Genomic DNA, 18523 nt, shown 5'->3' with positions numbered 1-18523 from the left:
GTGATTTACACTGATCTGTATTTGGGGGCGATTACTACTTCCAAAAAATATCTTTAACCGATAAATGCTGTAACTTTTTATTAGCTTTCTTTGCGACATGCGGTTGTTGTGCTTTTACCCAACCTAAAGCAAATAAAAATTGTGATTGTTCTAGTGCTTGTTTTTCAAAAATCTGTTCCGCCACAAATAGATCATTATAAAAACCTAAATATTCTTGGATTGGTTCTAGTTTATTCAAAAATTGCTGAACCTCTTTTTCAGGATAAAGCCCTGAAATAAAGTCGATGCAATAACGCAATTGCTTGATACGCTTACGAGTACGATGCTGTTCTTCAATTGCAAGCGTAGAAAACTGAGCTGCGTCCTCTAAAATTTTGTTAAAAAGCTTGCTCAAACTTTTAGCTACTTGTTTAGATAATTTTGATTTCGACTCATCACCACAATATATAAAACTAAATAATGATAAGAATAGCTGTGTTGTTTTAGCTGCACTGAAAAGCTTAGCGATATTGGAATCTATTTCAGCACCAAGAGGAAATTCAAAATCACAGCTTTGTTTTATAAGCGGAATCACAGAACCCTGAATTGCATCGTGATCACGTGATTGCCCCAAAGCCCTAAAAAGTTCTGCTAATTCATTTTCCCAAGTTGGATCAACCTGTGCTGACCAATTTGAAAAATGTTTTAAAGCAGAACGTAAGCGACGCAAGCCGACACGTGCTTGATGAATATGATCGGCTTCAGCGACACCATCGGCAATTGCGGCAGCATTCGGCAATATTTGGTTTAAGGTATTTTCGACGATCAATTTAACTGCTTGTTCGGCGCTAATGTCGGATTCTAAGTTTAGCTGTTTGGCTTTGGTCGCAGGAGAAACACGTTTGCCAACTGCGAGTAAATTACCGCGTTCTGCTTTGCTACGCACATCAAGCCATAATTGATATTTATCTACCCATGTCTTGGCAAAATGAATTAAGTCTTGTGCTACACCTTGTTTGAGTTCAAATTCGACTTCACAGATTTTGGCTTGATCGGTTGGGGTACGAATTTCACCGTCATCTAAACAAACTTCGATCTGCGAGCCTTCAAACTCAAACACATGGAAACTTCGTTGTACATTGGTTTGAAACTGTAATTGTAGCTCAGCAGGCGTATCACCTAAAATTTCATGTAGCACCGTTTGAACGGTTCGGTTGTGCTGATAAAGTGATAAATCGAGTTCAGGTTCTTGTTCACATTTACCCAGATAAATATCTTCTTCAATGCGTTGTAGATGGTTTTTACTGGCGGCTTTAAAGGTTTGTACCCAGTGTTCACCTTCTTGGCGTAAACGGATAGCGACATAGTTTTTGGCAAGTAAGCGGTCAGCGGTATCATAATATTTGGCTTGGAGCTGAATTTTTTGCGCTTTTTGCTTATTCAGTGTTTGTAAAACGGTTTTTTTCTTAGATTCAGGAAGTTGAAATTTAAGCTCTATTTCCATGATGTTATGACTCCTGAGCGCAAAGAATGATAAATATAAAATGAGTATAACGGGTTGATCTCAAGAATGATTGTAAAGTTGTTTTAAGTCTGGATACGATGACACCTAATGACTTTATTTTGTGCAAAAAATGAATTAACGTGTGAACAATCTTGCACGATTAGGATGATCAAGAAATGAATGCACCAGCCAATATAGCCAAGCCAGTGGAATTTTCATTACCGATTAAAAATTATAATGAATTCTATTATTTCTACCTGACAGAGCATCGTAGTATCACGAGCCGCCGATTGCATGTCGCAGGCAGTTCTATTGGCTTATATTTCTTTACTAAAGCGATTCGTCAGCGTAAAGCAAAATACTTCGCTTATGGCTTAGTCTCAGGCTATGCCTGCGCTTGGGTGGGGCATTTTTTCTTTGAACACAATAAACCTGCTAGCTTTAAACAGCCATTTTATAGCTTCATTTCTGACTGGAGGATGCTGTCGGACGTTGCACGTGGGCGTTTGAGTTTGGTTGATCGTCAATTGGATAAAATTGATTCTTAAAAATATTTTGCTTTAATACGATAAACGACATTTACTGTCGCAAAGCTGCTTCGGCAGCTTTTTTATTACCAAGTGTTCAAGTAAGATAAGAAAAAATAAGAGAAATCATAATAATGGAACAACTTAATCCTTCCGATTTAAAAGCAATTTTACATTCTAAACGTGCAAATCTTTACTACCTTGAACATGCTCGTGTCATGCAAAAAGATGGTCGAGTTTTATATCTCACAGAAGCCAAAAATGAAAACCAATATTGGAATATTCCAATCGCCAATACCACGGTCATTTTATTGGGTACAGGCACATCCATTACCCAAGCGGCAATGCGGATGCTCGCCAGTGCAGGAGTATTGGTCGGTTTTACAGGCGGCGGTGGAACGCCTTTATTTATGGGGAGCGAAATTGAATGGATGATGCCACAAAGTGAATATTGCCCTACGGAATATATGCAGGGGTGGATGAGCTTTTGGTTTGATGAGGCAAAACGTTTAGAGGTCGCAAAACAATTTCAGTTCGCGCGTATCGAATTTATCCGTAAAGTTTGGGCTAAAGATCGAGATTTACAAGCAGAAGGATTTTATCTGGATGACCAAGATATCACCCAAGCGTTAATAGGATTTGAAAAGAAAATTCCGCATCAAAGCAAAGTTGGTGATTTGTTGCTTGCTGAAGCACAAATGACCAAGCAGCTTTATAAAATTGCGGCCACACGTTGCAAACTTAGTTTTGAGCGCAATCCTGAACAAGGTGATTTAGCCAATGATTTTTTAAATCATGGCAATTATTTGGCTTATGGTTTAGCCGCTACCACACTTTGGGTGTTAGGCATTTCTCATTCATTTGCTGTGATGCACGGTAAAACGCGCCGTGGTGCTTTGGTGTTTGATGTAGCGGATCTAATTAAGGATGCTGTAGTTTTACCTTGGGCATTTATTTGTGCCAAAGAGGGCATGAAAGAGCAAGAGTTTAGACAGCAGTTACTACAAAAATTCACTGAATATCGCTGTTTGGATTGGATGTTTGATCAGGTGAAAGAAAAAGCCTTACAGCGCGCTTTATCGAATGATGGAGAGCAAGCATGATTGTGACTTTTATCTCTCAATGTGAAAAGAAAGCGATTCCTCGAACTCGCCGTGTACTCGATGCTTTTGCGGATCGAATTGGTGACAATACATGGCAAACAGTCATTACCGAAGATGGTTTGATTGCTGTTAAAAAATTGTTGAGAAAGACTGTCACCAAAAGTACCGCTGTGAGTTGTCACTGGATACGTGGTCGTCGTAGAAGTGAATTGCTGTGGATTGTTGGAAATCGGAATAAGTTTAATACGCAGGGTATTGTGCCTGTGAATACCACGAAGAAAAAATTAGATCAAAATAAATGGGAAAATGACTGGCATTATTTACCTCTGATTAAAGCGTTGGTTGCCGTGTCCGCATTACTTCATGATTGGGGCAAAGCAACGCTTTTATTTCAGCAGAAACTCCTCAGTAAAAATAACCAATTCAAAGGCGATCCTTTACGGCATGAATGGATTTCTTGTCTTTTGCTCAATGCATTGGTTCAATCATCGGGCGATATTGAAACTGATGAAGCATGGCTCAATTTATTTATCAGTCAAAGTTGGAATGAAGAGGTACTCAAACAAACGATTATAAAAAACTCAGATCAATCAAAAGTTTTAGATCAACTTCCACCCTTGGCGCAGTTGGTCGCATGGTTGATCGTTTCACATCATCGGTTACCCAATTTAAAAAGTGAAGAAGAATATAAGAAATATGGCAGTGAAGATGTTTCATATATAAATAACTTATTTGAATTGATCAAAGCAGATTGGGGTTACCAAAATAAATTTGAGGAAAAAGAATATCAACAACGCCTTAAATTGTGTTTTGAGTTTAAACAAGGTTTGTTGACTCAGTCATCTGAATGGAATAAACAAATTAAAAAATGGTCAACACGTTTATTACAGGAGTCTCAAGCATCTCAACAGATATTTGTGGATGGTAGTTGGCGAGTGATTTTACATCATGCCAGATTGTGTCTTATGTTAGGTGATCACTATTATTCATCTTGTGAGGCGGATAAAACGTGGAAAACCAACTTATCACTCGTTGCAAATACTGACCCAAAAACGAAACAAGCCAAACAATTTTTAGATGAGCATTTAGTACGCGTTAGTGACAATGCGATGCGAGTCGCTCAGTCTTTAAGTCGCTTAGCCGATGACATGGAACCCGCTTATGATATTCAAAAATTAAAAAAGAAAAGTCCTCAAGGTTTTGAATGGCAAGATCAGGCAGTGAAAGGAATACAACAATTTATTCAAAAAAATGAGGGGATGGAGAAACAAGGTTGGTTTATTGTCAATATGGCGAGTACGGGTAAGGGTAAAACGATTGCTAATGCTAAAATTATGCAAGCTCTATCCAAAGATGGGCAATCATTACGCTATATCTTAGCTTTAGGGCTCAGAACATTAACTTTACAAACAGGCGATTCATATCGTCATGATATTGGTTTGAGCAATGATGAGCTTGCTGTTTTAATTGGTTCAAAAGCTGTTCAGGAATTACATCATCAAAATATAAAAAATACTCAGCCAGATGAAGTCAGTATTGAGGAAATAGGTTCAGAGTCACTAGAAGAACTATTAGACAATGAACTTGATTATGAGGCTATGCCTCAAGCAGAGTTTATGAATGCTTTATTTCCAAAGCATCAGGAACAACGTAATAAAGCTTTTTTATATAAACCTGTTTTAGCTTGTACCATTGACCATATGATGGCAGCCACGGAAACCAAACGTGGCGGGAAATATATTTTACCCAGTTTAAGGCTTTCTTCGTCTGATTTAGTCATTGATGAAGTTGATGATTTTAACGGTCAAGACTTAATTGCAATTGCTCGACTAGTACATTTGGCAGGGATGCTAGGGCGAAAAGTGATGATTTCCTCGGCAACCATTCCACCTGCATTAGCTGAGGGTTTCTTTAATGCGTATCAGCAAGGTTGGTCATTGTATTGTGCGTTTAAGAAACTTAAAAATACGAATATTGCTGCAATGTGGGTCGATGAATTTAAAACCAAGACTCAAATGATTGATGCAAGAAAATCAAAAGAAACGATACAGCAATATAAGAATGTACATGATCAATTTATTGAACTTCGTACAACTGCATTAAGTCAGCAAATCGTAAAACATAAAGCCTATATTATAGATTGCACTGATCTTGTTGCAGAAAAAGAAGTACAACGTTTAGAGCAAAGTTTGCAGTCGCAATATTTTGAACGAATTAAGCAAAATGCTGAACAGTTGCATTTAAATCATCACAGTATTGATATTAAAACAGGCAAAAAAGTTTCTTTTGGTGTGGTACGCGTAGCGAATATTCCACCATGCGTTGCACTCACCCAATATTTATTGAATGCTGAGTGGTCACAAGGAATTGCACCTCGTGTCATGGCATATCATAGTCGCCAAGTTTTGCTATTACGTAGTGAGCAGGAGCGACATTTAGATCAGGTTTTGAAGCGCAAGGAAAAAGTAGGAGAGCAGGCGACTGCATTTTCAGAAAATGTGATTCGACAGCATTTAGATTCAACACAGCATGAACATGTTGTTTTTATCTTAGTTGCAACACCTGTAGAGGAAGTTGGTCGTGATCATGATTTTGATTGGGCAATTGTAGAGCCATCTTCTTATCGCTCTATCATCCAACTTGCTGGGCGTGTATTAAGGCATCGAAAATTGGAGCAGGATATTCAAAAACCCAATATTGCTTTAATGCAATATAACTTGAAAGGGTTACGAAAGGCGAAGGTTGCATTCGAAAAGCCAGGTTTTGAAATGAATAATGATAAATTCAAGTTAAAGGCCAAAAATTTAAATGAACTCCTCGATATTTCAAATGTTGATTTTAATATTAATGCGATTCCACGTATTCAGGCAAATCAACCTTTGCAAGCCGAAAAAAAATTGGCTGATCTTGAACATGCTGTTATGGCTGATGCCTTAACTTCATATAATAAAGTAGGTGCGAAGCCCCTTAATTCATGGTTGACTCAAAACTGGTTTTTAACGGCTTTACCTCAGAGATTTACGCCTTTTAGACAAAGTTCACCTAATATTCAGCTTTTTGCAGTGTTAAAAAATCATAAGCTTGCATTTTGTGTAAAAAATGATCTTGGAAAATATATTGATCGTAATGGCTTTTATAATATTCATCACATTCAATTAAATGAATTAGAGCAACAAAGATTATGGTTAAATCGAAATTATTACGACATTTTGTGTCGTTTTGCTCTTGATAAAGTGAGTGGAAATGAGGATATTGAAGAAAAGATAGAAATATTATCAGAACGCTATGGGGAAATTATGTTACCTGAATATGATGAGAATAAAAGACTTGTTTATTCAGAACAATTTGGACTTGTAGTTTTAGATAAATAATAAATGGGGGAAATATGGCAGAAAGTATTTATGCTTTTTTGAATGAGCGAAAAGAACTTTGGTTAAAAGATCGGATAAAAAAGGCGGAAAATGAAACGGTAATAGCTGAATTACAACAACAAGCAAATGATAAATTTAGTTTAAATGAGTGGTTACCTGACGCAGCAAAGCGAGTTACACAGCTTTCTATGGTCAGTCACCCAAGTAAATTCAGTCACCCAAGTGCAAAAACTTCAAGCGTGATTGCTAAAGTAGAACAATCTAATGATGGCTATTTACGAAGTGGGAATGTGGATTATTCATTAGATGTATTTGGCAATGCTGCTGCAATGGATGTATTTAAGTTTTTGTCCTTACCATTAAATGAAAATTTCACGGTATTGGACGGTTTTGAACAGCAAGATCAAGCATTGAAAACTCTAATTACTCATGCAAAATTAAACTTTGATACTTTAAGTACAGAATTTCTAAAAATTAAAGCAACAGATCATTCTGTTAAAACAGATCATTTGGTGAAACAAATTTATTTTCCAGTTCGTGAAGCACAATATCATTTACTTTCTATTTTAACACCATCAGGATTAATCACCCGACTAAAACAATCTATTGATGCGATACGTTTTTCTGAAGATACTAAACAAGCTAAAGAGGCACGTAAGAAAAATGAGCATCATGAAATAGGCTATGCTGATATTTTTGATTTGACTATTACTGGATATGGTGGAACTCAACCACAAAATGTCAGTGTTTTAAATAGTCAAAATGCAGGACGAGCTTATTTATTATCAAGTTGCCCACCTGTATTAGAAAAAAGAGCAACTCGGCTGCCTAAAACAGATTTTTTTCTTCAATGTTTATATAGAAAAAACTATCAAGACAGTTTTATTCAATTGCATAAATTTATGCAGCTTGATTTAAATAATATTGATATTCGAAATGCGATCCGAAATATCATTCAGTTTGTGATAGATCAAATATTGTTACAGGCATTAAGAACTAGAGAATATGCAACCGAAGGTTGGTCAAATCAAGATTATTACGCAAATTTACCTAAAGTACAGCGTATTTGGTTAGATAAAATTCATCAAAAAGAAAGAGAAGCAGATAATGACTGGTGTGATGAGTTAAGTAAAGAAATTGCTCGTTGGATATTACGGAGTTATGAAAAAATAATTAGCGATGCTTATACATTAGGAACAGGTGAGTTGCTTGATGTTAAACAACGTGTAGAAAAATCATTACAACAAGCAAAGGGATTTTTTTAATGCGCCATTTTTTATTGATTCCTCATTTAAAACTTCACAATGCCAATGCAATGAGTAGCCCATATACGATTGGATTTCCTGCAATGACTGCGTGGCTCGGTGCTGTTCATGCCTTACAACGCCAGTTACAGAGCAAAGCTTGTGATGTAATTTTAACGAAAATGGCAATTAGTTGTCATGAATTTAATTTGCAAACTTATAAAGGGCAAGGGGATTTTGTTCATTCCATTATAGGTACTGCAAACCCCTTAGATAAAGATGGTAGTCGTCCTGCTTTTATTGAAGAGGCACGTTGTCATTTAGAAGTTTCACTTTTAATTGAAGTTGAAAATCTAAACATAAAAAAGAGAGAGCGACTTTTAGAACTTATTCCTGATCTCGTGTGCAGTATGAAATTTGCAAGTGGAGATGTTTTAGCAGTGAAAGATTATCAAATCATAGATTTTGATGATGAATATGAAAATCAAGATAAAGAGTTAAGACCTATCTTAAATAAACTCATGCTAGGACACGTAATCATTGAGCGCCGTGATCTTGTTATAGAAAGTATGAATGAGGGTAAAGATGCACTAGATGCGGTTTTAGATTATTTGAAGGTCACCCATAGTTCTACTATAGATGAAAATGACAAAGTGACATGGGTATCAAAGCGTAAAGCTCAAGGTTGGCTTGTGCCTATTGCTGTTGGTTTTCAGGGAATTTCTGAACTTGGACAAGCAAAAAATCAACGTGATGCCAATACGCCGCATCGATTTGCAGAAAGTGTTTTAACGTTAGGTGAATTTGTGATGCCGTATCGTATAGAAAACATTGATCAACTGTTATGGAAGTATCATTTTGATTTAGAAAATAATTTATACCTTTGTCAAAACCAAACAACAACTTAATTTTATATTGAAAAAAGGAAAAACTCATGGCTAAAAATGAAAAAGCAATTGCAAGTGTACTGGCATTTGAAAAGAAACTTGTTCCATCTGATGGTTATTTTTACGGAACAACTTGGATTAATCGTAATGAACAAACAGCATTAAAGCTGATTGAAAAATCTGTACGAGGAACGATTTCAAACCGTTTAAAACCTGCCGTTGCAGGTGACCCAATAAAATTGAATGCCGAGGTTGAAAAAGCCAATTTACAAACTGTAGATGCATGTGCTTTGGGAGAAAATCAGGACACGTTAAAAGTTTCATTTACGTTGAAAGTACTCGGTGGAGTTGAAAACCCATCTGCTTGTAATAACGAAATATTTTTAAATTCTTATCAAGCTGTAGCAAAAAACTACATCGAACAATATGGTTTTACTGAGCTTGCTAAACGCTACGCACTCAATATAGCCAATGCTCGGTTTTTATGGCGTAATCGTGTTGGAGCTGAAAAAGTAGAAGTTGTTGTTACGATTAATGATCAAGCAGCAATCACTTTTAATGCTTTGGAATATCCATTGCATGACTTTGATCAGATTGATGAGAAAGTACAAAACTTAGCGAACCAAATTGCACAGGCTTTAAAGGGTGAAACCGCTTATCTATTAATTAAAGTTGAAGCTTATGCATTAGTTGGTAAAGCACAAGAAGTCTATCCAAGTGAAGAGTTGGTATTAGATAAAGGAAAAGGCAATAAGAGTAAAATTCTTTATCAAGTAAATGATGTTGCTGCAATGCATTCTCAAAAAATCGGTAATGCACTACGTACAATTGATACTTGGTACCCTGAATTTGATGAGAAAAAAACAGCAATTGCGATAGAACCATATGGTGCTGTTACAAATCTAGGAAAAGCGTATAGAACACCGAAAGATAAAGTCGATTTTTTCAATTTATTTGATAAGTATGCTTTAGGTGAATCACTGGCTAATGCTGAACAAGAACACTATGTGATGGCAGTTTTAGTTCGTGGTGGAGTATTTGGTCAAAGTGGTAAGGAGTAATCAATGGATTATTACCAAGAAATCACCTTGATTGATCAAGCTGAGATTTCACCTTATTTCCTTTGGTCAAAAATCTATACGCAGTTACATTTTGCTTTAGTAGAAATGAAAGATCAGCACAATCAAGTGCCGATAGGAATTTCTTTTCCTGATTATGTGTATGAAACAAAGGAAAATAAAAGATCTAAAGTTGGTTTAGGTGGGAAACTACGTATTTTTGCTATATCTGAAATAGATTTACAAAAATTAGATATCCGAAAATGGCTAGATCGTTTATTAGATTACACACATATCACGAGTGTACGTCCTGTCCCTGAAAAGAGAATCACAGGCTATGCCATTTATAGGCGTAAACAGGTGAAAACTAATCCACAGCGTTTGGCTCGTCACCGTGTGAAGCGTGGTGATATTGGTTTTGATGAAGCATTGGCTCGTTATAGTAATGTTGTAACAACAACGGATTTACCTTATATCCAATTGCAAAGTTTAAGTACTTCTGATGAACAAGATAAGAGATGGTTTAAGTTGTTCATTGAAAAGAAATCTGCTGAAAAATCTGAAACTCAGGTTTTTAGTACTTATGGTTTAAGTTCGCAGAGTTCTATACCCGAATTTTAACCCAATATTTTTATACTCTTTAACAGCTTAATAAAATCAATAAGTTATAAACGTGGGTTAAAACTTTGGTCTTTTATTAGATTTAAAGCTTAACTCACTGTTATAACTTTATTTTTTGTGTTAATTTTATTGTTCACTGCCATGTAGGCAGCTTAGAATTGAACCGTGAAACTACCCACAGCAACATCATCGTTCACTGCCATGTAGGCAGCTTAGAATAAAATCAATTTTATAAGTAACTGTTTTAGGGTGTTCACTGCCATGTAGGCAGCTTAGAATCAAAGCCAAATTGGTATTGGCAAGCGTAATATGTTCACTGCCATGTAGGCAGCTTAGAATATGTGCAAGGTTTAAGTCAGCCAATTCAAGCAGTTCACTGCCATGTAGGCAGCTTAGAATCTGGTTCTAGTGGTAGTTCGATCTCAGTTGGTGTTCACTGCCATGTAGGCAGCTTAGAATTGAATCATTGCCTTTTGTTGATGATGAAGTGCGTTCACTGCCATGTAGGCAGCTTAGAATGATATGCTTTCTAATCTGCTCAATTGTTATGAGTTCACTGCCATGTAGGCAGCTTAGAATATCTTACACTGGTGGCATCGGCATCTGTATTTGTTCACTGCCATGTAGGCAGCTTAGAATTATCTTTAAAATTCCCAGTCTTTTGCAGTTGGGTTCACTGCCATGTAGGCAGCTTAGAATATGTACAGACGATTGGCAAGTTGGGCAGGTGGGTTCACTGCCATGTAGGCAGCTTAGAATATATTTCCTTCTTGGGAAATATGGTCAATGCGGTTCACTGCCATGTAGGCAGCTTAGAATATCAACACCCAAACTAAATTCATTTGCGTTTGGTTCACTGCCATGTAGGCAGCTTAGAATTATGTCGCCAACACGGAAGATTGGGACACGTCGTTCACTGCCATGTAGGCAGCTTAGAATTCGATGCAAGGGGGCCAAAAGGGATTAAATCAGTTCACTGCCATGTAGGCAGCTTAGAATGACGTGAAAATACAAATATCCTAGATAAATAAGTTCACTGCCATGTAGGCAGCTTAGAATATACATTAGACTCTACTAAAAACAATTCTTTTGTTCACTGCCATGTAGGCAGCTTAGAATCAATGAAGCAAAGCGTTTATTAAAATTATTGGGTTCACTGCCATGTAGGCAGCTTAGAATTGAACAAAAATCTCAGCAAGCAATCAACCTTCCGTTCACTGCCATGTAGGCAGCTTAGAATAGGATGGGCGGATATTTGTTATTTGTCTTGGTGTTCACTGCCATGTAGGCAGCTTAGAATAAGGTCAAGGCGCAGCAAGCTTGGCGAAAGATGTTCACTGCCATGTAGGCAGCTTAGAATAAATGGTGTAAAAGTGAAAAAAGGTGATAAGTGTTCACTGCCATGTAGGCAGCTTAGAATAACCAATCCATGACTCACTCAAAACGATACGTGGTTCACTGCCATGTAGGCAGCTTAGAATTGTTAAAATGGCAGGATTTGAAAGCGTTTCACGTTCACTGCCATGTAGGCAGCTTAGAATAATCTCTCCAGTCTAAATAGAAATCACATAGAGTTCACTGCCATGTAGGCAGCTTAGAATTTGTCGCACCGCACTCGCGCGAGCCGACGAGAGTTCACTGCCATGTAGGCAGCTTAGAATATCTAAAAACTGTTGGTCGGGTCTGCATTTTTGTTCACTGCCATGTAGGCAGCTTAGAATTAAAAACCTAGAAAACAATCAAACATGCTTTGGTTCACTGCCATGTAGGCAGCTTAGAATTTTAATATCTTGAGCATATTGCTCTGTACTATCGTTCACTGCCATGTAGGCAGCTTAGAATAATATGATTTCTTTGTTAATAGTTCCAACCAGGTTCACTGCCATGTAGGCAGCTTAGAATCCAAGAAATCCCAAGTTCTTCTTGATAAATTCGTTCACTGCCATGTAGGCAGCTTAGAATATTAGGTGCTAAAACTCCACCAAGCCATTTATGTTCACTGCCATGTAGGCAGCTTAGAATTAAATCTTTGGAAAATGTAGTTGCGGATCCGCGTTCACTGCCATGTAGGCAGCTTAGAATTACATCAATTCCAGTAGGTCTTACAGCTTCAAGTTCACTGCCATGTAGGCAGCTTAGAATATTTATCAATTGCCTGACCGACTGTCATTCCAGTTCACTGCCATGTAGGCAGCTTAGAATATTCACCCCTCCGTATCCGCTTTTGCTTCTTTCGTTCACTGCCATGTAGGCAGCTTAGAATAATCAATCGGATTTCCATTTTTATATTTTGTAGTTCACTGCCATGTAGGCAGCTTAGAATGCCTTACGAATAGAGGCTGTCATACGTTCTATGTTCACTGCCATGTAGGCAGCTTAGAATTGAGAGTTCAAGCTCGCCAGATATGCAATGACGTTCACTGCCATGTAGGCAGCTTAGAATAACACAAGCAGCTGCAGCACCTGAACAATTAGGTTCACTGCCATGTAGGCAGCTTAGAATCAATACAGCCATCGCTGAAGCTGCTTCTGTGCCGTTCACTGCCATGTAGGCAGCTTAGAATACTGCCATCCACCAAGACAAAGCCTTGTCCTGGTTCACTGCCATGTAGGCAGCTTAGAATGTACCAAATCTGATAGTGACTAATCCTGATAAGTTCACTGCCATGTAGGCAGCTTAGAATTGTTAAGGTTTGCCCAACATATTCATTGAATGGTTCACTGCCATGTAGGCAGCTTAGAATAAGCAGGGATTGATCCACGATCAATCCATGAAGTTCACTGCCATGTAGGCAGCTTAGAATACAATGATCTAAGAAGGAGATCACCATGGCTGGTTCACTGCCATGTAGGCAGCTTAGAATTGAAAAAATTGTGCGCGATTCACTTATAAAATGTTCACTGCCATGTAGGCAGCTTAGAATTAAAGAATTAATGATTCCTGAGTTGTTAGAATGTTCACTGCCATGTAGGCAGCTTAGAATTTACGAGCGTAATCCAATTTCTTCTTAAAAATCTTCACTGCCATGTAGGCAGCTTAGAATCTAATGAATACATACATATTTAATGGTTAGTATGTTCACTGCCATGTAGGCAGCTTAGAATTAGCTCTCGCACCAAATTCTTAAAAAAGCCCACGTTCACTGCCATGTAGGCAGCTTAGAATTGTGCATTGAATACATATTCTTGACCATGTACGTTCACTGCCATGTAGGCAGCTTAGAATTCCTCGCTCATAGCTCGCTTACTACAAAGCAAGTTCACTGCCATGTAGGCAGCTTAGAATTTGCAAGTATGGCTTCTGCAATGGCTGAGGTTGTTCACTGCCATGTAGGCAGCTTAGAATTGACGGTTCTTCTATTTTTTATGACGAAGTACGTTCACTGCCATGTAGGCAGCTTAGAATTGCTGCTACTGAAACAGACATAACTACACTAAGTTCACTGCCATGTAGGCAGCTTAGAATATTTAGCCAAGCTTGATATGTAAGACGCAAGCGTTCACTGCCATGTAGGCAGCTTAGAATAAATGCAGAAACAACCACAGAAGGGTCTACCTGTTCACTGCCATGTAGGCAGCTTAGAATTAGGGTTTACATTAGGCATTATAATTTCTTCGGTTCACTGCCATGTAGGCAGCTTAGAATAACCAAGTTTTTACAAGGTCATAATATTTTCGGTTCACTGCCATGTAGGCAGCTTAGAAAATAAGAATACTCATAACACAAAATTACCTTAGGTTCACTGCCATGTAGGCAGCTTAGAAATTTGGTGATCCTAAAAAAGTACGTGATGAAGTGTTCACTGCCATGTAGGCAGCTTAGAAATTTTGTTGTTTACCTAGAAACAGCTCTTTAGCGTTCACTGCCATGTAGGCAGCTTAGAAATTACTTGTTGCTGCATCATAAGCATAACTTACGTTCACTGCCATGTAGGCAGCTTAGAAAATCAACATATTGCGTTGTATCAAAAGACGGATGTTCACTGCCATGTAGGCAGCTTAGAAAAATGATTAGATATTTAGAAGCTGTACCAATGGGTTCACTGCCATGTAGGCAGCTTAGAAATAAAAATTTGTTCTTGATCATAACATTTCACCGTTCACTGCCATGTAGGCAGCTTAGAAAAAAAGTATTGCAAGACGTGCATCACAAGAGGGGTTCACTGCCATGTAGGCAGCTTAGAAAAATGGCGCTAACACATGGACCATTGTACGAATGTTCACTGCCATGTAGGCAGCTTAGAAAAACATTGCACACTATCGAAATTCTGCTGAATAGTTCACTGCCATGTAGGCAGCTTAGAAATTTTCGTTCTGAAACTTACGGTTATACTGGCTGTTCACTGCCATGTAGGCAGCTTAGAAAGAATGGCTACACTACAGGCTCTTTTAATGGACGTTCACTGCCATGTAGGCAGCTTAGAAAAGCCATCTTTACTAAACACGTGACTTGAGAACGTTCACTGCCATGTAGGCAGCTTAGAAAGATATAGAGAATCCTCTTTAATTCTAATGAGTGTTCACTGCCATGTAGGCAGCTTAGAAAAAAAGCTTATTGGTTAATCCAAAGAGCTACTGGTTCACTGCCATGTAGGCAGCTTAGAAAATAAACGGATCAAGCACTACACCACCTTTAGGGTTCACTGCCATGTAGGCAGCTTAGAACGTTTAAATTAAATGGATTTTTATTTCTTAGTTATATTTTATTAGTTAAAATAAAAAAATAAAAAGAGTTTATGCTTTATTATTTAATGCGTAATTCAATGTTATTTTTGGGGACTTATATTTGTGAGAAAATATCCTGTTATTCTAAGTATTCTGTTATTTAGTTTCATACAAAGCGTATGGGCGAATATGAGTCCGCAAGCTCGTATTATCAATGGTAATACGACTACAGAAGCACAAATCCCGTGGCAAGTTGCAGTTGTACTTAACCCTTTAAAACCTTACCAGTCCTACCATTGCTCAGGAAGTCTAGTTGCAGATCATTGGGTGGTGACAGCAGCACATTGTATTGAACCACTCGAAAAACAAAACAGTGATTATTATATTTTGATTGGCGCACAAAATTTGCAAAGTATTCAAGCAGGACAAATTATTAAAGTTAAAAAGGGGCATATACATGAGAAATATAATAATCGTATTTATGATAACGATATTGCACTATTAGAATTAGAAGGTGATGTGGATTTTATAAAGTGTGGTGTAAATTGCCAAACGATTGACATTATGAATCCCGTCTTAGAACAACAAAATGCATTGATTGTAAATATGGTACAGATTGCAGGGTGGGGCGTATTAGAAGATTGTGACAATACTCAATCTCAGACTTGTAAAGATTATGAAGAAAAAAGCATTAGAAACCCTGCGCTGTATCCAACAACTTTAAGATATACCACGCTAAAATTAGCCAATTGTCTATCTTCATCATCATTATATAGCGCGCAACAAATCACTCAGAATATGCTTTGTGCAGAATCACCGATGCAAGACAGTCTTACAGATGCTTGTTATGGTGATAGCGGTGCAGGTTTAACGATTAATAATTTAGAAAAACCATATTTGCTAGGTGTTGCGAGTTGGGGAATTGGTTGTGCCAAGGTTGGTTATCCTAGTGTGTATACTCGAGTTGCGAACTATTCAGATTGGTTAAACGGTTATCTGCATCCAAGTACCGTTCCCGAACAAAAAAGTAGCCAAACAAACCAATCGGGTGGTGGAAGTGTCAGTGTGTTCATGATTTTATTCTTAGTAATGTTGGCGATTGTACGTTGGCGCTTTATTAAAAGTGCTTAATATTTTTGCTTTATACTTTCATACATGAAATTGATGAGTTTGAACTATGCGCGGTCTTTATCTTATTACCAATGATGATCCCCTCCAATTATTATTAGAAAAATTAGAGGTCGCTTTTGCGACAGGGAATATTGCGATTTTACAGTATCGTCGTAAGAAAGTCGCAAAAGCTGATCAGCCTGATGAAGTTGAACAAATCAAAGCCCTCTGTGAAACATACCAAGTTCCATTTGTGATTAATGATGACTTGGAATTGGCTGAGCAATTTGGTTTAGGTGTACATCTTGGACAGTCTGATGGTGAAGTTACGGATGCGACTGCACGCTTATCACAAGGTGTCATTATTGGTCGTACCTGTCTTAATTCATTAGAATTGGCTGAGAAAGCAATTGTTGAAGGTGCAACTTATGTGGCTTTTGGTGCAGTTTATGCAACTTCAACTAAACCTGAAGCGGGGAATGTTGGGATTGAAGTGATTCAGCAGGCAAAGCAAAAATTTGATGTACCCATTTGTGCAATTGGTGGTCTGACAGTTGAAAATTCTCAGCTTGTGATTGATGCTGGGGCGAGCCTTTGTGCAGTCATTAGTGATATATTAGGACGATCAACAGCCGAAATTCCTGCTCGTGTAAATGCATGGGCAAAGTTATTTGCATAATTTTTTGCATCGTTTCGACATTTTATTCTTCGATTCTAGGTTGAGTCTTTTATGAGTTTATCTCCAAAGCAAGAACAGTTATTTAAACAAGCAAATAAACATATTCCAGGTGGTGTCAATTCACCTGTACGTGCATTTAACGGTGTTGGTGGTACGCCTGTCTTTATCGAAAAGGCAAAAGGTGCGTACTTGTGGGATGTAGATGGCAAACGTTATGTGGACTACGTGGGCTCATGGGGACCGATGATTCTAGGTCATGCACATCCTGATATTATTCAGGCAGTACAAACTGCGGCGGAAGATGGTTTAAGTTTTGGTGCGCCAACCGTACATGAAACCACTTTAGCGGATACGATTTGCGAGATCATGCCTTCAATTGAAATGGTGCGTATGACCAGTTCAGGTACAGAAGCGACCATGACCGCAATTCGTTTGGCACGTGGTTATACAGGGCGCGACAAGATTGTAAAATTTGAAGGGTGTTATCACGGTCATTCAGATTCGTTATTGGTGAAAGCAGGCTCAGGTTTACTCACTTTAGGTGAAGGTGAACCAACCTCAAAAGGCGTACCTGCTGATTTTGCAAAGCATACTTTAACGCTGCCATATAACAATATTGAAGCGCTGAAAGAATGTTTTAGCAAGTTTGGGCATGAGATTGCAGGTGTGATTATCGAGCCAGTTGCAGGCAACATGAACTTGGTTACGCCAATTAATGGTTTCTTACAAGCGATTCGTGATGTATGTGATGAGTACAAATCAGTATTTATTATTGATGAAGTGATGACGGGTTTCCGTGTTGCTTTAGGCGGCGCACAATCGGTTTATAACGTAAAACCAGATTTAACGACTTTAGGAAAAATTATTGGTGCAGGTTTGCCAGTCGGTGCTTTCGGTGGTAAACGTGAAATTATGGAATGCATCGCACCTTTAGGCGGTGTTTATCAAGCAGGTACTTTGTCAGGGAATCCATTGGCAATGCGTGCAGGGATTGCGATGTTCAAGCATCTCCGTGAACCAGAGTTTTATGACAAGCTTTCGGCACAGTTAGCGAAATTGCTTACAGGATTACAAGCTGCGGCAGATGAAGCGGGTATTCCATTTAAAACGCAACAAGTCGGTGGCATGTTCGGTTTGTATTTCACCGATCAAGAGGACATTACCAGCTTTGATTCGATGTTAGCTTGTGATGTTGAAGCATTTAAGAAGTTCTTCCATGGCATGTTAAAGCGTGGTGTCTATCTTGCACCATCTGCATTTGAAGCTGGATTTATTTCATCTATGCATTCAGATCAAGATATTGCAGAGACCATTCAGGCAGCAAAAGAAACTTTTGCAGAGATGAAAGGCTAATATATAAAAAGCAAGCATACTGAGTGTGCTTGCTTTACAAAAATTACCAATCTCGAGTTGCTATAAGTTCTTCTATATCTGCATCAGCAAACCCATAAGCGTCAGCAATCACATCAAAATCATGCGCAATTGCCTCTCGTGCTGCCGTTTCGATTTCACTTTCTTTTTCCCAAAACTCTTCTTGCAACTCATTAAATTGGTCAGTTGTTGCATGAGTCAAAACATAGAGTTCTGCCAAAGTTTTGGGCTGTGTTAGCTCAATTTTTTGACAAAGTGCGATGAGAATATTTTCACCTTTTCTCACCAAATCATCAGGGAAATATGAATCTTCGTACATATCTGTTAAGAAAGCATAATTTGCCATTTTCTCATTTTGAAGTTGCATATTTTTCTCTCAATATTTTAAGTTTATTTGATATTTT

General features: G+C 38.0%; 12 protein-coding genes and 1 CRISPR repeat array. Of the genes, 10 read left to right on the top strand and 2 right to left on the bottom strand.

Annotated elements, in window-relative coordinates; translation table 11 throughout:
- Nucleotides 1-34: 34 nt before the first annotated feature.
- Nucleotides 35-1483, bottom strand: a complete 1449-nt coding sequence (locus O1450_RS11005) for a CYTH and CHAD domain-containing protein (protein ID WP_269228449.1) — start codon at nucleotides 1481-1483, stop codon at nucleotides 35-37.
- A gap of 176 nt (nucleotides 1484-1659) precedes the next feature.
- Here O1450_RS11005 and O1450_RS11000 point away from each other — a divergent pair, with 176 nt between their 5' ends.
- The 10 genes from O1450_RS11000 to hemL all read left to right on the top strand — a co-directional run bounded on the left by O1450_RS11000 (nucleotide 1660) and on the right by hemL (nucleotide 18101).
- The gene (locus O1450_RS11000) at nucleotides 1660-2031 is read left to right on the top strand and encodes a DUF962 domain-containing protein (protein ID WP_269228448.1); all 372 of its coding nucleotides are present in this window, start codon (nucleotides 1660-1662) and stop codon (nucleotides 2029-2031) included.
- Between the two features lie 113 nt (nucleotides 2032-2144).
- Nucleotides 2145-3113 carry a type I-F CRISPR-associated endonuclease Cas1f gene (gene cas1f, locus O1450_RS10995; RefSeq protein ID WP_269228447.1) on the top strand — a complete coding sequence of 323 codons (969 nt, stop codon included), beginning with the start codon at nucleotides 2145-2147 and terminating at the stop codon, nucleotides 3111-3113.
- Nucleotides 3110-6484 (top strand): type I-F CRISPR-associated helicase Cas3f, encoded by a 3375-nt coding sequence (gene cas3f, locus O1450_RS10990; RefSeq protein ID WP_269228446.1) that lies wholly within the window; start codon nucleotides 3110-3112, stop codon nucleotides 6482-6484. The genes cas1f and cas3f overlap by 4 nt, the downstream gene beginning before the upstream one ends.
- A 14-nt stretch (nucleotides 6485-6498) precedes the next feature.
- Nucleotides 6499-7749 (top strand): type I-F CRISPR-associated protein Csy1, encoded by a 1251-nt coding sequence (gene csy1, locus O1450_RS10985; RefSeq protein ID WP_269228445.1) that lies wholly within the window; start codon nucleotides 6499-6501, stop codon nucleotides 7747-7749.
- A complete protein-coding gene (gene csy2, locus O1450_RS10980) occupies nucleotides 7749-8636 on the top strand; it encodes a type I-F CRISPR-associated protein Csy2 (RefSeq protein WP_269228444.1) in 888 nt (295 codons plus the stop codon). The genes csy1 and csy2 overlap by 1 nt, the downstream gene beginning before the upstream one ends.
- Nucleotides 8637-8662: 26 nt before the next feature.
- Complete coding sequence (gene csy3 / locus O1450_RS10975) at nucleotides 8663-9676, top strand: type I-F CRISPR-associated protein Csy3 (protein ID WP_269228443.1); 1014 nt, start codon at nucleotides 8663-8665, stop codon at nucleotides 9674-9676.
- Nucleotides 9677-9679: 3 nt separating this feature from the next.
- Nucleotides 9680-10294, top strand: coding sequence for a type I-F CRISPR-associated endoribonuclease Cas6/Csy4 (cas6f, locus tag O1450_RS10970; RefSeq protein ID WP_269228442.1), 615 nt, complete (start codon nucleotides 9680-9682; stop codon nucleotides 10292-10294).
- A 131-nt stretch (nucleotides 10295-10425) separates the two neighbouring features.
- Nucleotides 10426-14960: direct repeats of the CRISPR family, unit length 28 nt; unit sequence GTTCACTGCCATGTAGGCAGCTTAGAAT.
- 188 nt (nucleotides 14961-15148) lie between these two features.
- Nucleotides 15149-16090 (top strand): S1 family serine peptidase, encoded by a 942-nt coding sequence (locus tag O1450_RS10965; protein ID WP_269228441.1) that lies wholly within the window; start codon nucleotides 15149-15151, stop codon nucleotides 16088-16090.
- 46 nt (nucleotides 16091-16136) lie between these two features.
- Entirely contained in the window at nucleotides 16137-16748 is a 612-nt protein-coding gene (gene thiE / locus O1450_RS10960; protein WP_269228440.1) for a thiamine phosphate synthase, read from the top strand.
- Nucleotides 16749-16799: 51 nt separating this feature from the next.
- A complete protein-coding gene (gene hemL / locus O1450_RS10955) occupies nucleotides 16800-18101 on the top strand; it encodes a glutamate-1-semialdehyde 2,1-aminomutase (protein ID WP_269228439.1) in 1302 nt (433 codons plus the stop codon).
- A gap of 43 nt (nucleotides 18102-18144) precedes the next feature.
- Here the strand turns inward: hemL and O1450_RS10950 are convergent, their stop codons facing one another.
- The gene (locus O1450_RS10950; RefSeq protein WP_269228438.1) at nucleotides 18145-18486 is read right to left on the bottom strand and encodes a DUF5713 family protein; all 342 of its coding nucleotides are present in this window, start codon (nucleotides 18484-18486) and stop codon (nucleotides 18145-18147) included.
- Nucleotides 18487-18523 lie beyond the last annotated feature (37 nt).

It is taken from the genome of Acinetobacter sp. TR11 (genome assembly GCF_027105035.1).
GTDB lineage: Bacteria > Pseudomonadota > Gammaproteobacteria > Pseudomonadales > Moraxellaceae > Acinetobacter.
The sequence above is the reverse complement of the archived record's forward strand: the minus strand, read 5'-3'. Positions and strand labels throughout refer to the sequence as shown.

Coding starts and splice junctions, on each gene's coding strand:
- O1450_RS11005 (WP_269228449.1), bottom strand. CDS start 1,483: ATGGAAATAGAGCTTAAATTTCAACTTCCTGAATCTAAGAAAAAAACC.
- O1450_RS11000 (WP_269228448.1), top strand. CDS start 1,660: ATGAATGCACCAGCCAATATAGCCAAGCCAGTGGAATTTTCATTACCG.
- cas1f (WP_269228447.1), top strand. CDS start 2,145: ATGGAACAACTTAATCCTTCCGATTTAAAAGCAATTTTACATTCTAAA.
- cas3f (WP_269228446.1), top strand. CDS start 3,110: ATGATTGTGACTTTTATCTCTCAATGTGAAAAGAAAGCGATTCCTCGA.
- csy1 (WP_269228445.1), top strand. CDS start 6,499: ATGGCAGAAAGTATTTATGCTTTTTTGAATGAGCGAAAAGAACTTTGG.
- csy2 (WP_269228444.1), top strand. CDS start 7,749: ATGCGCCATTTTTTATTGATTCCTCATTTAAAACTTCACAATGCCAAT.
- csy3 (WP_269228443.1), top strand. CDS start 8,663: ATGGCTAAAAATGAAAAAGCAATTGCAAGTGTACTGGCATTTGAAAAG.
- cas6f (WP_269228442.1), top strand. CDS start 9,680: ATGGATTATTACCAAGAAATCACCTTGATTGATCAAGCTGAGATTTCA.
- O1450_RS10965 (WP_269228441.1), top strand. CDS start 15,149: ATGAGTCCGCAAGCTCGTATTATCAATGGTAATACGACTACAGAAGCA.
- thiE (WP_269228440.1), top strand. CDS start 16,137: ATGCGCGGTCTTTATCTTATTACCAATGATGATCCCCTCCAATTATTA.
- hemL (WP_269228439.1), top strand. CDS start 16,800: ATGAGTTTATCTCCAAAGCAAGAACAGTTATTTAAACAAGCAAATAAA.
- O1450_RS10950 (WP_269228438.1), bottom strand. CDS start 18,486: ATGCAACTTCAAAATGAGAAAATGGCAAATTATGCTTTCTTAACAGAT.